The 13,753-nt window shown below is 71.9% G+C and carries 11 protein-coding genes; 4 read left to right on the top strand and 7 right to left on the bottom strand.

Annotation, left to right across the window (positions count from 1 at the left end):
• Window positions 1–102: 102 nt before the first annotated feature.
• Both ACIPSJ_RS28985 and ACIPSJ_RS28980 read right to left on the bottom strand, forming a co-directional pair.
• Window positions 103–1,230, bottom strand: coding sequence for a lipid II:glycine glycyltransferase FemX (locus ACIPSJ_RS28985; RefSeq protein ID WP_401350481.1), 1,128 nt, complete (start codon window positions 1,228–1,230; stop codon window positions 103–105).
• A gap of 126 nt (window positions 1,231–1,356) precedes the next feature.
• Window positions 1,357–1,965 carry a nucleotidyltransferase family protein gene (locus ACIPSJ_RS28980; RefSeq protein WP_401350478.1) on the bottom strand — a complete coding sequence of 203 codons (609 nt, stop codon included), beginning with the start codon at window positions 1,963–1,965 and terminating at the stop codon, window positions 1,357–1,359.
• A gap of 40 nt (window positions 1,966–2,005) precedes the next feature.
• On the opposite strand from ACIPSJ_RS28980, the gene ACIPSJ_RS28975 reads away from it, so the two are divergent.
• Window positions 2,006–2,536, top strand: a complete 531-nt coding sequence (locus ACIPSJ_RS28975; protein WP_401350476.1) for an NUDIX hydrolase — start codon at window positions 2,006–2,008, stop codon at window positions 2,534–2,536.
• Here ACIPSJ_RS28975 and ACIPSJ_RS28970 read toward each other — a convergent pair.
• Together ACIPSJ_RS28970 and ACIPSJ_RS28965 are read right to left on the bottom strand one after the other, a co-directional pair.
• Entirely contained in the window at window positions 2,476–3,324 is an 849-nt protein-coding gene (locus tag ACIPSJ_RS28970) for a metallophosphoesterase family protein (protein WP_401350473.1), read from the bottom strand. The two genes, ACIPSJ_RS28975 and ACIPSJ_RS28970, sit on opposite strands and share 61 nt — an antisense overlap.
• A complete protein-coding gene (locus ACIPSJ_RS28965) occupies window positions 3,321–6,338 on the bottom strand; it encodes an FAD-binding and (Fe-S)-binding domain-containing protein (protein ID WP_401350470.1) in 3,018 nt (1,005 codons plus the stop codon). Before ACIPSJ_RS28965 ends, ACIPSJ_RS28970 begins: the two co-directional genes overlap by 4 nt.
• Before the next feature lie 322 nt (window positions 6,339–6,660).
• Between ACIPSJ_RS28965 and serC the strand changes: the two genes are divergently transcribed.
• Complete coding sequence (gene serC, locus ACIPSJ_RS28960) at window positions 6,661–7,779, top strand: phosphoserine transaminase (RefSeq protein ID WP_359207302.1); 1,119 nt, start codon at window positions 6,661–6,663, stop codon at window positions 7,777–7,779.
• 173 nt (window positions 7,780–7,952) lie between these two features.
• Entirely contained in the window at window positions 7,953–8,435 is a 483-nt protein-coding gene (locus ACIPSJ_RS28955) for a hypothetical protein (protein ID WP_401350468.1), read from the top strand.
• Between the two features lie 51 nt (window positions 8,436–8,486).
• Here the strand turns inward: ACIPSJ_RS28955 and ACIPSJ_RS28950 are convergent, their stop codons facing one another.
• The 3 genes from ACIPSJ_RS28950 to ACIPSJ_RS28940 all read right to left on the bottom strand — a co-directional run bounded on the left by ACIPSJ_RS28950 (window position 8,487) and on the right by ACIPSJ_RS28940 (window position 11,822).
• Window positions 8,487–10,007, bottom strand: coding sequence for a cellulase family glycosylhydrolase (locus ACIPSJ_RS28950; protein WP_401350466.1), 1,521 nt, complete (start codon window positions 10,005–10,007; stop codon window positions 8,487–8,489).
• Window positions 10,008–10,150: 143 nt separating this feature from the next.
• Window positions 10,151–10,666: a hypothetical protein gene (locus ACIPSJ_RS28945; RefSeq protein ID WP_401350463.1), complete on the bottom strand. Its 516-nt coding sequence runs from the start codon at window positions 10,664–10,666 to the stop codon at window positions 10,151–10,153.
• 142 nt (window positions 10,667–10,808) lie between these two features.
• The gene (locus ACIPSJ_RS28940; protein WP_401350461.1) at window positions 10,809–11,822 is read right to left on the bottom strand and encodes a WD40 repeat domain-containing protein; all 1,014 of its coding nucleotides are present in this window, start codon (window positions 11,820–11,822) and stop codon (window positions 10,809–10,811) included.
• 247 nt (window positions 11,823–12,069) lie between these two features.
• Between ACIPSJ_RS28940 and ACIPSJ_RS28935 the strand changes: the two genes are divergently transcribed.
• On the top strand, window positions 12,070–13,752 hold the full coding sequence (locus ACIPSJ_RS28935) for an IS200/IS605 family accessory protein TnpB-related protein (RefSeq protein WP_401350459.1): 1,683 nt from the start codon (window positions 12,070–12,072) through the stop codon (window positions 13,750–13,752).
• The last annotated feature ends 1 nt before the right edge of the window (window position 13,753 follow it).

The following is a 13,753-nucleotide window of genomic DNA, read 5'->3' as shown; positions in this document are numbered from 1 at the left end:
AGTACCTGGGTAACAGCTGTATAACGGCCCCGAAGCTGAGAGTTCTCTTATGAACCTGAGAGCCAGCTTATGAATCGGGGCGGCCGGACCCCCGGACGGGCGTCAGCGGCGGGCCATGTACACGTCGAACGCCTTGTGGAGCAGCTTGTTGAGCGGAAAGTCCCACTCGCCCAGGTACTCCACGGCCTCCCCGCCGGCCCCCACCTTGAAGCGGAGCAGCCCCAGCAGGTGGTTGGACTCCTCCAGGGTGTCGGTGATGCCCCGGAAGTCGTAGACGGCGGCGCCGAGTTCATGGGCGTCGCACATCATCCGCCACTGCATGGCGTTGTTGGGCTGGACCTCGCGCCTGCGGACGGTGGAGGCGCCGTAGGAGTACCAGACGTGCTCGCCGACGGTGAGCATGGTCGCGGCGGCGAGGACCTCGCCCTCGTGGTGGGCGAGGTAGAGGCGCATCCGGTCGGGGTGTTCGGAGGTCAGCGCGGTCCACATGCGCTGGAAGTAGGAGAGGGGGCGCGCGATGAAGCGGTCGCGCTCGGCGGTCTCGGTGTACAGCGCGTAGAACGCGGGCAGGTCCTCGTACCCGCCCCGCACCACCTTCACCCCCGCGTTCTCCGCCTTCTTCACATTGCGCCGCCACTGCTGGTTGAGCCCGCGCTGGATCGCGTCCAGCGAGCGCCCGGCGAACGGCACCTGGAACACGTACCGGGGCTGACCGGCCGCGAACCCCTCCTCCCCGCCCGGCTCCGCCTGCCGCCATCCCATCCGGCGCAGCCGGTCGGCGAGCTCCAGCGCCCGGGGGTCCTGCGACGTGGGCTCGGCGTCCCGCAGCCGCCGGGCGGCGGGATCGGCGATCGCCGCCTTCACCGCCTCCGCGCTCCATCGTCGTACGACGACCGGCGGCCCCATCTTCACGGTGAACGCCCCCCGTCCCTTCAGATACGCCAGCAGCGGATCCAGCCACCGCTCCGGTTCCGCGTCCCCCCAGTCGATGACGGGCCCCTCCGGCAGATACGCCAGGTACCGCCGCACCCTCGGCAGCGCCCGCAGCAGCACCAGCCCGGCCCCGACCATCCGCCCCTCCCCGTCGAACCACCCCAGACTCTCCGCCGTCCAGTCGGACTTCACCTCGCCCCAGGACGGCAGCTGCATATGGCTGGCGGAGGGCCGGGACCCTACGAAGGCGAGGTGCTCGGCGCGGGAGACGGGCCGGAGGCGGAGAGTTGCTGTCATCAGAGGAAGCTCCTGGACAGGTCGGCGATCGGTCTGCACTCGCATCAAGGACAACAGACGCGAACCCGGTCGGATTCGATCCCGCGCAGGTGGGCCAGGGCGTGTCGGGCCCCGGCCCGGGAAGAGCTAGGCGGACCCGCCGTCGGGCCAGGCCAGCACGGTCAGCTCGGGCCACCTCGTACGCCAGCGGGCCGCCTTGGTCTCGTAGACGGAACGCGGGGCGAGTACCGGGTTGGGCCGCAGGACGAGGTTGAAGACGTCCGACAAGCCGTGGGGTGCGTACACCCGCCACCGGCCGCCCTCCTCCAGCCGCACGCCCAGACAGCAGGTGGTCGCCGCGAAGCTGTCGATGGCGGCCTCGGTCGACTCGTACGGCGGACAGGGCACCCCGAACTTCTCCCCGTACCAGAGGTGCACCCGGGCCTCGTTCCGCACCTCGACCTCGGCCGCCACCCCGGCGAACACCTCCCGGGCCCGCCGGATCGCCCGGTCCTCCGCCTCCCACGACAGGTCGTCGCCGTCGAAGTAGAAGAGGTCGTAGTCCTTGATCCCGGCACCCGGCGGCCTGCCGGTCACCACGTTCCACACCGTCTGGAACAGGCATCCCGCCGTCACGTACCACTCGGGCAGCCCGAGCGCGGCACCCCGCTCCAGCACCTCCACGAGGACGTCGTTACGGCACAACACCTCGCGCAGGACGACGAGTTGCTCATCGATTGGCAGCCGACCGGTCATCTTCCCTCCCTACCACGACGACTCCTGACATCGTGTCGCCATGGGTGAACCGGTCGATCAGGTCGACGAGCAGGACCGGGTGCTGGGCGTGGTGGAGCGGGGTGAGGCGATCCGGTCGCGGCTGCTGCACCGGATCGCCACGATCGTGTGCCGCGACGCCGACGGGCGGTTCCTGGTGCACCGCAGGAGCGACACCACTTTGCTCTTCCCGGGGCAGGCCAACTGGATGCTCGGCGGGGCGGTGCGCGCCGGTGAGTCGTACGCGGACGCCGCGGCACGGGAGCTGGCCGAGGAGCTGGGGGTCGTGGACCGGCCGCGCCTCGTGCTCAAGTTCCTGTGCGAGGGGGCGATCTCCCCCTACTGGCTGGGCCTGCACGAGGTCGTCGTCACGGGACCGGTGCGGCCCGACCCCTCGGAGGTCGCCCGGTACGCGTGGGTGACGGACGGGGAACTCTCCGGGCTCGCCGCGCGGGACTCCTTCGTGGCCGATGCCCGGGAGGCGCTCGGGCGCTATCGCGCGCTGAAGAGGGCCAGGGCCTCGGAGTCCGAGGCGCGGGCCCGGAGGAAGTAGTCGGCCCACTCCTCGATGCCGGGGTAGGAGCACGCGGCCACGAGACGGGCGGTGGCCGTGGGGATGTCGTACGGGGTGACGCGCAGGTCGGTGCCGGGGCCGAGGAGGCACCAGTGGGCGCCGGGGCGGCCGTAGGGCATGCCCACGCTGCCGGGGTTGACGACGAGGCGGCCGTGGGCGAGGCGGGTGTAGGGCATGTGGGTGTGGCCGCAGACGACCGTGCCGATCCCGGGGTCGACCTCGGCGAAGACCTCGGCCCAGCGCTCCGGCGGCGAGTCGACCAGGACGATCTCCTCGTCGTCGCGGGGAGTGGCGTGGCAGAACAGGACCCGGCCGAGGCCCCGGACGGTGAGCGTCGCGGTCTTCGGGAGCCCGGCCAGGAAGTCGACCTGGTCCGCCCTGAGGGCGTGCGCCGCGAACGGGCCGATCGGGTCCGGGATGTCGGCGCGCTCGCCCCTGCGGTACTCGACCAGCTCCCGGTCCGCGTTCCCCGCCAGCCACAGCACGCGGTCGCCCAGCGCCCGCAGCACGTCGACCACCTCGGCCGGTTGCGGGCCCGCGGTGATGTCGCCGGTGAGCACGACACGGTCGGCACGGGACACGTCCGGTTCCGCCAGCACCGCCTCCAGCGCCGGCAGCACACCGTGGATGTCGGAGAGGACGGCCACCCGGCCGACTTCGGGTTCGGGCCCGGGTTCGGCCTCGGCTTCAGGCCCGGGTTCGGCCTCGGCTTCAGGCCCGCGTTCGGGTTCGACCTCGGCCTCGACTTCGGGTTCGGCCCCGCTCATTCGGCCTCACCGTCCAGTGCCTCCGCCAGGACCTCCGCCAGGTGTCTCCCCCGCACGCCGGCCAGTTGTTCCAGCTGGGTCCGGCAGGAGAAGCCGTCGGCCAGGATCAGCGTGCCCGGATCCGCGTCCCGGACCGCCGGGAGGAGCTGTTCCTCCGCGCATGCCTGCGACACCTCGAAGTGGCCTTTCTCGAAGCCGAAGTTGCCGGCCAGGCCGCAGCAGCCGCCGGCCAGGTCGCCGGTGAGGCCCGCGGCCTCGCGGAGGCGGCGGTCGGGGGCGTCGCCCAGGACCGCGTGCTGGTGGCAGTGGGTCTGGCCGGTCACCGGGCGGTCCAGGCGGGGCGGCCGCCAGTCCGGGGCCAGCCGTTCCAGTGCCTCCGCGAACGTGACCACCAGGCCCGCCAGGCGGGCGGCACGGGGATCGTCCGGGAGGAGCTCCGGCAGGTCGGTGCGGAGGGCGGCGGCACAGCTGGGTTCCAGGACCACGAACAGGGGGACGACGGGGTCGTCCGTGTCATCCGGGTCGCCCGGGACGTCCGGGACGTCCAGGGCGTCCACGCCCGGCAAGTCGTCGGGCAGGTCGTCCGGCGCCGGCAGGAACGGCTCCAGCAGGAACGGCTCCAGCAGGTCGAGCGTGTCGCGCAGTACCGCGCGGGCGCGGTCCAGTTGGCCCGTGGAGAGGTAGGTCAGTCCGCAGCAGGCGCGGGTGCGGCGGGAGCGCCAGGGGTTCATGCTGACGCCCCGCAGCTCGCCCTCCTCGGAGAGGTGCACCTGCCACCGTCGGCCGGGCAGCTCGGTGACGCCCACCCCGGCCGCCTCCAGCACCCGGACCGCCGCCCGGCCCACGGACGGCGACAGGTACTCGGTGAAGGTGTCCGGCCAGAGGAAGACCCGCTGCGCCGGGACGTCCGGCCGGCGTCCGGCCCGCAGGTCCGCCGTCCACCCCCGCACCCGCTCGCGCTGCCGTCTCCGCTGCCAACGGCCGAACGTCTCCGTCGCCAGCCGGGGGATCGTCCGCTCCGGCGCGATCCCGCCCAGGCGTCGGGCGAGCGCCGCCAACGGCCGTACCGAGGCGAGGGCGTTGACCAGGCGCGCCGTGCGGGTGCGCTCGACCAGGCGCAGCCAGACCGGCAGCCGGCCCATGCTGTAGTGGGCCGCGGGGCGGCGGCGGTCCGCGTAGTGGTGGTGCAGGAACTCCGCCTTGTACGTCGCCATGTCCACCCCGACCGGGCAGTCCGAGCGGCAGCCCTTGCAGGACAGGCAGAGGTCCAGGGCGTCCCTGACCTCCGTGGAGCGCCAGCCGTCCGTCACCAGGTCGCCCGCCAGCATCTCGTGCAGCAGCCGGGCCCGGCCGCGGGTCGAGTGCTCCTCCTCACCGGTCGCCCGGAACGACGGGCACATGACGGACGGGCCGGAGACCGACGTCGTACGGCATTTGGCGACGCCCACGCAGCGCCGTACGGCCGCGGCGAAGTCGCCGCCGTCGGACGGGTAGCCGAAGGCCACGTCGACCGGTTCGCGGGGGAGGACGGCGAAGCGGAGGTTCGTGTCGAGAGGCGCGGGTCTGACCAGCATCCCCGGGTTGAGGAGGTCGTCGGGGTCCCACACCCCCTTCGCCCGCTCGAACAGCGCCACCGTCTCCGCGCCGTACATCGCCGGAAGCAGTTCCGCCCGTGCCTGGCCGTCGCCGTGCTCGCCGGAGAGCGAACCGCCGTGGGCGACGACCAGGTCGGCCAGTTCCTCCGAGAAGCTGCGGAAGCGGGCCACGCCCGCCTCGGTGAGCAGGTCGAAGTCGATCCGGACGTGGATGCAGCCGTCGCCGAAGTGACCGTACGGGGTGCCGCGCAGGCCGTACGCCGACAGCAGGCCTCGGAAGTCCCGCAGATACGCGCCCAGTCGGGCCGGCGGCACCGCGCAGTCCTCCCAGCCGGGCCAGGCCTCGCTGCCGTCCGGCATCCGGGTCGCCGTGCCGGAGGCGTCCTCGCGGATGCGCCAGAGCGCGCGCTGCCCGGCCGGGTCGGTCACGACCAGCGCGTCGACGGTGTCGGCCACCGCGGCGATCGCCTCCGCACGCGCGCGTGCCTCCGCCGCCGTCTCCCCGCCCGTCTCGACGAACAGCCACGCGCCGCCCCGCGGCAGCCCGGCCGGGGACGGCACCAGGTCGGCGGCCATGCCCTCCACCGTCAGCGGGCCGAAGGGCAGCAGCCCGGCCGCGGCCTCCGCCGCCGCGCCCTCGTCGCCGTATCCCAGCACCGCCAGCGCACGCGCGCGCGGGGACTCGACGAGCCGGACCACCGCCTCCGTGAGGATCCCGAGGGTGCCCTCACTGCCGCAGAACGAGCGGGCCACGTCGGCGCCCTTCTCGGGCAGCAGGGCGTCCAGCGCGTAGCCGGAGATACGGCGGGGCAGGTCGGGGAAGCCGGTGCGCAGCCGCGCCAAGTCGCCTTCCACCAGGGCCCGCAGGCCGTCCGGCGCCCCCGCCCAGCCCTGCCCCAGCCGCAGCCGCTGCCCGCGCGCGGTGAGCACGGAGAGCTCGCGCACGCTGTCCGCCGTCGTGCCCCAGGCCACGCTGTGCGAGCCGCAGGAGTTGTTGCCGATCATCCCGCCGAGCGTGCAGCGGCTGTGGGTGGCGGGGTCGGGGCCGAAGCGCAGTCCGTGCGGCGCGGCGGCCTCCTGGAGGCGGTCCAGGACCAGGCCGGGCTGGACGACGGCCGTACGGGTGGCCGGGTCCAGGTCGAGCACACGGTTCATATGGCGGGTGAAGTCCAGCACCAGGCCGGTGCCCGTCGCCTGCCCGGCGATCGACGTGCCGCCGCCGCGCGCCACCACCGGCACGCCGTGCGCCCGGCAGATCTGGAGTACGGCCGCCACGTCGTCCGCGTCCCGGGGGGCCACCACCCCCACCGGGACCCGCCGGTAGTTGGACGCGTCCATCGTGACCAGCGCCCGCGACGTGACGTCGAACCCCACCTCGCCCCGGACCACCCCGCGCAGCTCCGCCTCGACATCCACCATGCCTCCCAGTCTGCCCGCCACCACTGACAGTGACGAGGGTTCGCGCCCCGAACCACCGCCGACGCGCACGGCACGCGACGCGCACGGCACCCGACGCGCGCTGGGGACAGCGGGCGACGGCTCGGGGCAGCTCCCTTCGGGGGATTCCCGCTGGTCGCCGTCTGCCGTCGGCCGGCCCGGCACCGGCAAGGGAACGGCCCGCGCACGGCGGCACCGACCCGTCTCACACGGGTCCCCACCCCGTCCCGCACCGGCCCCCGCGCCCGTCTCACCCGACGGACTACATTTCGACCACGTTTCCCCCACCGGCTACGCTCCCCCCGTGGCTGACATCGAGATCCCCGCTGACATCAAGCCCGCCGACGGACGCTTCGGCGCTGGCCCCTCCAAGGTGCGGACGGAGGCGCTGGAGGCGCTCGCCGCGACCGGAACGTCTCTGATGGGCACCTCCCACCGCCAGGCCCCCGTCAAGAACCTGGTCGGCCAGGTCCGCGAGGGCATCAGCTCGCTGTTCTCCCTCCCGGACGGCTACGAGGTCATCCTCGGCAACGGCGGCTCCACCGCCTTCTGGGACGTCGCCACCCACGGTCTGATCGACGGCAAGTCGCAGCACCTGAACTTCGGTGAGTTCTCGTCCAAGTTCGCCAAGGCCGCCAAGCTCGCCCCCTGGCTGGCCGAGCCCACCGTCATCGCCGCCGACCCGGGCACCCACCCGGAGCCGCAGGCCGAGGCCGGCGTCGACGTCTACGCGTTCACCCACAACGAGACCTCGACCGGTGTCGCCATGCCGATCAAGCGGGTCGCGGGCGCCGACGAGGGCGCGCTCGTCCTCGTGGACGCCACCTCCGGCGCCGGCGGCCTCCCGGTGGACATCGCCGAGACCGACGTCTACTACTTCGCCCCGCAGAAGTCCTTCGCCTCCGACGGCGGCCTGTGGATCGGCGTCTTCTCCCCGGCCGCCATCGAGCGCGCGGAGCGCGTCCACGCGTCCGGCCGCCACATCCCGGAGTTCTTCTCGCTGCCCACGGCGATCGACAACTCCCGCAAGAACCAGACGTACAACACCCCGGCCCTCGCCACCCTCTTCCTGCTCAACCAGCAGCTGGAGTGGCTCAACGGCCAGGGCGGCCTCGCCTTCTCCACCGGCCGTACCAAGGACTCCTCGACCCGCCTGTACACCTGGGCGGAGGAGTCCAAGTACGCCACCCCGTTCGTCTCGGACCCGGCCAAGCGCTCCCAGGTCATCGGCACCATCGACTTCGCCGACGAGATCGACGCGGCCGCCGTCGCCAAGGTGCTGCGCGCCAACGGCATCGTCGACACCGAGCCCTACCGCAAGCTCGGCCGCAACCAGCTCCGGGTCGCCATGTTCCCGGCGATCGACCCGGCGGACGTCGAGGCGCTGACGAAGTGCGTCGACTACGTGATCGAGAAGCTCTGACGGCGCGCCGGCTCCCGCCAAAAGGCAACTCCCGTAAGAGGGCAACTCCCGTAAAAAGCTGCTGGTTTACGCGCCGGGCATGATCCGGGCAAAACCTTCCGCGGATCATTGAGTCTCCTTCGTCGCACACCGGACACTGTGTGCCCCATGCGACGAAGGAGATCCACGCCTCCATGAACAGACCCATACCGGGTACCGTCGAGGTAGCGGTGCGCCACATCCTCAGCGACAAGGTCACGGGCTTCCTCGTCCGGACCCGCAGGATCACCTGGAAGGACGGCGTCTTCCGGGTACGCCGCCCGCAGTCCGGCAAGCAGACCGTGGAACTCACCTGCCCCGTCTGCGACGCGTCGCTGCTGGCCGAGGTCCGCACCGAGGCCCGTACCCGCCGGACCAGGGTCGTCCTGGGCGTCCTGGCCGCCCTCAGCGCGATCGTCTTCTTCGCCGCCTTCGCCTACGCCGTCCACGAGGGCGGCAAGACACTGCCCGAGGGCCAGTCGCTGCCGACCCTGTTCCCCGTCAGCGTCGTCTCGATCTTCGTGACGTTCGTCGCCGCTCCCACGCTCTTCTTCCGGAGCCGCATCTACAACGGCGTCAGCCTCCTGGACGCTCCCAAGCCACGTCGTCTGCACGGGATCAAGCCGGTGCGGGGCTGAGCAACGAGCCCGACGAGGGGCGCCCGGCGACCACCACCGGGCACCCCTGCCTCAGGCGGCGGAGCAGCTCACGCTCGGCACCGCCCCGCCACCCGGCGCGCCCCCGAATCCGAAGCTCACCGAACCACCCGCCGGGACCGTCCCGTTGTGCGCCGCGTTGACCGCGGTGACCGTCCCGCCGCTCTGGGTGTACGACGCGTTCCACACGTTCGTGACCTGCTGCGACCCGCTCCACGTCCAGGTCACCGTCCACGAACCGATCGCCGTGGAACCGGTGTTGGTGACCGTCACGTCGGCGTTGAAGCCGCTCCCCCAGTCACTGCTGACGGCGTACGAGGCCGAGCAGGAGGCCGCCGAACCGCCACCGCCTCCGCCTCCGCCCGTTCCGGTGCCCGTGCCCGGGAACAGCGGCGCCTTCACGCTCGCCAGATACCCGTCCTTCACCGTGTCCACGGTCGCCCAGTCGTCCTTCAGGATCCCGCCCGTGTCACCGGAGTTCGGGTTCCACGACCAGAAGGTCCACTGGAAGGAGTCGGCGCCGTACGTCGAGGTCGGCCGGAGGTAACTCACCAGCGCGGCCAGCCACTTCTGGTCCACCGCCGAGGCGAGCGTCGTACCGAACTCGCCCACCCACACCGGGGCGATGTTCTGCTTGAAGATGTAGCCCCAGTACGTGTCCCAGACCCCCGGCATGTTGGCCGGGAACGTCGGATCGCTGAACCAGCTCTGCTGGGCCACGCTGGTCGCGTAGTCGTGGGCCGAGTACACCACCCGGTTCGCCACCGACAGCCGCACCGGGTACTGGGCCACGCCCATCAGGTTGCCGCCCCACCAGCCGGAGACGCCGTTGAACGTCTGCACGCCCTCGACGAAGACCAGCAGGTCCGGGTTGACGGACAGGACGGCGTTCCCGGCCCGCTGGGCGGCCAGCCGCCAGTCGACCGTCGTGTCGCCGCAGCCCCAGCAGGCCGGATCGTGGGGCTCGTTGTGGAGGTCGATGCCGATGACGGTCGGATCGGCCGCGTACCGCGACGCCAGGGCCTTGAGATCGGCGATCCAGGTCGACTCGGGGACGGACGAGGTGTACCAGAGCGCCGACTGGCCGCCGGCGTCCGGACGGTGCCGGTCGAGGATGACCCGGAGGCCGTCCTGACCGGCGTACGCCACGATCCTGTCCATCACCTGCAGCGAGTTCAGCCCCTGCAGGTCGGCGTTCTTGCCGTTGCTGAAGTCGATGCTGTTGGGGACGGTGGTGGACTTGAGGATGTCGTCGCTGTAGGGCAGCCGGATGGTGTTGTAGCCCAGCGACCTCATCTGGTCGATCATGCTCCTGTAGTCGCGCGACCAGAGGCCGTGCACCACGTAGTTGGCGGTCTCGAAGCCGAACCAGTTGATCCCGGCGATCCGGACCGGCTGCCCGGCCGCGTCCAGGATCTGCCGGCCGCTGGTGTGCCAGTAGCCGGCGCCTGGGGCGGTCGCCGCGTGCGCGGAGCCCGTCGCACCGGCGAGGGGCAGGAGGAGCGCGGCGGCGGCAGCACACAGCGCTCTGCGCAGGGTGCGTAAGCGGAACATGTGCCTGTTCCTCTCGGGAGGGAGGCGCGGCCCCGGAACACATGGGAGCGCTCCCACGCACCGCGCACCTCCCAGGAAACTGACACACCATCATCACGTCAAGACGTACGACGGCCCGGTCCGCCCCGCGCCGGGGCGGCGGGTCAGCCGACCGTCGCGGTGATGCTGTTGATCACGCCGGTGGAGGTGACGACGACGGTGACCGTGAGGGGCCGGACCCGGCTGGGCGCCCCGGTGGGCGGGACCAGCAGGAAGGTGGGCTTGACGTTGAGCGTCGTGGTCGCCGCCGCCGAGAACGGGGCGTTGTTCCGCTGGGCGCCGACGAGGTAGTAGGTCGCGTGGCTGGTGAGACCGGTGCTGGTGGTGTCGTCCAGGCTGCTGATGATCTGGGCGGTGCCGCCGCCGGCCGCGCTGGGCAGGGTGATGACGGAGATGTCGAGGGTGCCCTTGACGTGGACCGACTCGGTGGGGCCGACGATGTCGCCTTCGAACGGCCGGCTGACCGAGCTGAACTGCGGGAGAGCGGCGGCGGCCGCGGTCCGGGCCGTCCGGGCGGGTTCGGCCGCGGCGGCGGTGCCGGCGGTCGCGGGGACGGTCAGGCCCAGGGCGGCCGCGAGCAGGCCGGCCTTCCTGGCCAGGCGGAGGGCGGTGCGGGACATGGGTGCTTCCATTCCGTGAGGCGGGACCCGGTTCCTGTTGCCGCCCCCGTCCCGCGGGACGCTTCCCAGCCTGCGGTCACCGCCGCGCCACCGCCCCGCCGGTGAGCCGGACGGGTGACGCCCGGCCCCGGCCCCGTGCCGCTCAGTGCCGGCGGGCGGACGGGCGCCGCAGCCGCCGCAGCCCGAGGAAGGCGAGCACGACGGCGCCGACGGCGATGGCGCCGCCGACCTTGACCTGACCGGTCGCCGTACCGCCGCCGTCGCCGCCCGCGGCCGAACTCCCGCTGCCCGAGGACGACTTGGCGGAGCCGCCTCCCGGTACGTCCTTTGCCTGCACCGGGCTGTCGGAGCCCTCGCTGCCGTACATCAACTTGGTCCCGTCGGCCGAGTAGCTGACCGACTCGCCCTGCTTCTGCAGCGGCACGTCGAGCCGGCCCTCGCGCTTGATGGCGCCGCCGTTCCAGTCGTAGTAGATCCCGCCGAAGTAGCCGCGTACGGCGAGCTGCTTGCCGTCGGGCGAGAAGGCGGCGTCGGTGGCCCACAGGTCGACGGTGGCGACCGGCTTGAAGATGTTCGTCCCCGAGGAGGAGAGCGTCGCCGGACCCTCGTACAGGTGCCCGCCGTCCTCCTTCTTGTCGATGATGTACACGCGTCCGGTCTTGGGGTGGACGATCAGCGACTCGGCGTTGCGGGCGCCGTTCGAGTACTTCACGACGTACTGCGTGGCCCGGACGGTCTGGTCGACGAGTTTCTTCGGCTCGGGCAACTTGTAGATCCACACGTACGGCCAGCTGCCGTCGAGGTTGTCGCCGATGTCGCCGACGTAGATCTGGTTGTCGGGGCCGATGGAGATGGCCTCGACGTCCCGGGGCTTTCCGATCCCGCTGAGGGTGACGGTGGCCACCGTCTTCCCGGTCGCGCTGTCGATGGCGTAGATGTACGGCCCGTCGTCGCTGTCGTTGTGCGTCCAGTAGATGCCGGGGTGCAGATGGGAGGCGGCGAGACCGCTGGACTCGGTGATGCGCGGGTCCTTGATCGTGAACCCCTGGTCGCCGGTGCCGTCCGTCGCGGCGGCGGAGGCGGAGGCGGCGGGTGTCAGGGCGAGGGCACCCGTGAGCAGGAGCCCGGCGAGAAGGGCGGGCGGTCGTCGGCGCATGGGTCCAAGCCTGCCATCCCGCCCTGTGTTCCACGGCGGGGGCCGCGGCGGACGGGGTTGTCAATAGGTGGCAGCCAGAGGTGCTTGAGCACGTTCTGGCGCGCATGAGTGAGTCTTCGGGCAGTGGCAGGCGCACTCTCTCTGGGGAGGAACGAGAGTTCTTGTCTCGAATGTGTGACCTTTGCTCGTGGTGGTCATTGGGGATGGTGACGGATTTCTACGGCACCGGAACCGGGGAGCTGAAGGAGTGGGCGGGCTGCGGGAAGTGACGGCACCGTTCGTGGCGCCCAGCCCTTCGGGGGTCGCCATCCGGTCCCGGCTCAAGGGCTTGACCGCCGGGGACGAGAAGGTGCTGTGCCTGATTGGTGACCACCTCGGGTCGCTGGCCTCCCTCGATCTCAGGGCTCGCTGCGCGGCCGGGCCGGACCACGGCACCGAGCAGTGGGCGCAGCGCAAGCGCGCGCTGACCGATGAGTCCTCCTCCCGCTGGGCAGGCTCGATCACGAAGGCCACCCATGATCAGTGGGCGCTGGCCCGGCGTGGCCTGCTCGCGCACGTCCAGGGACTAGAGGCTGGGGTGCGCACGATCACGCACCGGCTGTCCCTGTCTGTGGGCGAGAAGGGCACCAGACACGCGCCCGGCGGTTACCGCGACAGGCAGGAGTGGTTCGCCAAATCCCGTCGTCTGCATGTCCTCGAACACCGGCTGGAGGCGGTGCGGGCCGACTGGCAGGCCGGAATCGTGCACGTGGTGCGCGGCGGCAAGCGGCTGCTGGACACCCGCCACCACCTGGAGGCCGCCGGGCTTTCCGAGGCCGAGTGGCGTCGGCGGTGGCAGGCCGGGAGACGGTTCCTCCAGGCGGACGGCGAGTCCGGTAAGCGGTACGGCAACGAGACCATCCGGGTCACCCCCGACGGCGAAGTCTCCATCAGGCTGCCCGCACCGCTGGCGCACCTGGCGAACGCTCCGCACGGCCGGTACGTCCTCGCCGCGACGATGTCGTTCGCGCACCGGGGCGAGCAGTGGGCCGACCGCGTCACCGCCCACCGGGCCGTCGCCTACCGTGTCCATGAAGACGTGGGCCGAGGCCGCTGGTATCTGACCGCGTCCTGGGCCATCCCACCCGTCCAGACCGTCCCGCTCGCCACCGTTCGCATGCATGGACTGGTCGGCGTGGACACCAACGCCGACCATCTCGCGGCCTGGCGCCTCGACCAGCACGGCAACCCCGTGGGCGAACCGCTGCGCTTCGGCTACGACCTGTCAGGGACCGCTGACCACCGCGACGCGCAGGTCAGACACGCCCTGATTCGCATGCTGCACTGGGCCAAACGCCATGGACTTGCCGTCGCCGTCGAAGACCTCGACTTCCAGGCGGAGAAGACCCGGGAGAAGCACGGCCGCCGTAAACGCTTCCGCAAGCTGATCTCCGGAATGCCCGTGGCCAGGCTGCGGGCCCGGCTGGTCAGCATGGCGGCCGAACTGGGCATCCCCGTGATTGCTGTCGACCCCGCCTACACCAGCAAGTGGGGTGCCCAGCATTGGCAGAAACCCCTCACCGGCAAGAACAGGAAGGCCACTCGCCACGACGCTGCGGCGGTCGCGATCGGAAGGCGCGCCCTGGGGCACCCGATCCGGCGTCGGACGGCACCGCCCCGTACCCACCGGAGTGATGGGTACGGGCATCGGACCGTCCAGGCCGGGCCGGTGGCCCCGGGGCGTGAGGGAAACCGCCCTCGCATTCCCGGACCACGGACACGATCCGTGCCGCCCGGCTGCGGAGTGAAAGCGGTGGACCAGAACGCCCAACACCGTTCGGGGCGTTCGGGGCGTTCGGGGCGTTCGGGGCGTTCGGGGCGTTCGGGGCGTTCGGGGCGTTCGGCCGAGCATGAGACCTGGCAACAGGACTCACTCCCACTCAGTCTCTAGG

Source organism: Streptomyces sp. NPDC090088, assembly GCF_044747345.1.
Taxonomy (GTDB): domain Bacteria; phylum Actinomycetota; class Actinomycetes; order Streptomycetales; family Streptomycetaceae; genus Streptomyces.
This window is presented reverse-complemented; position numbering and strand designations above follow the sequence as displayed.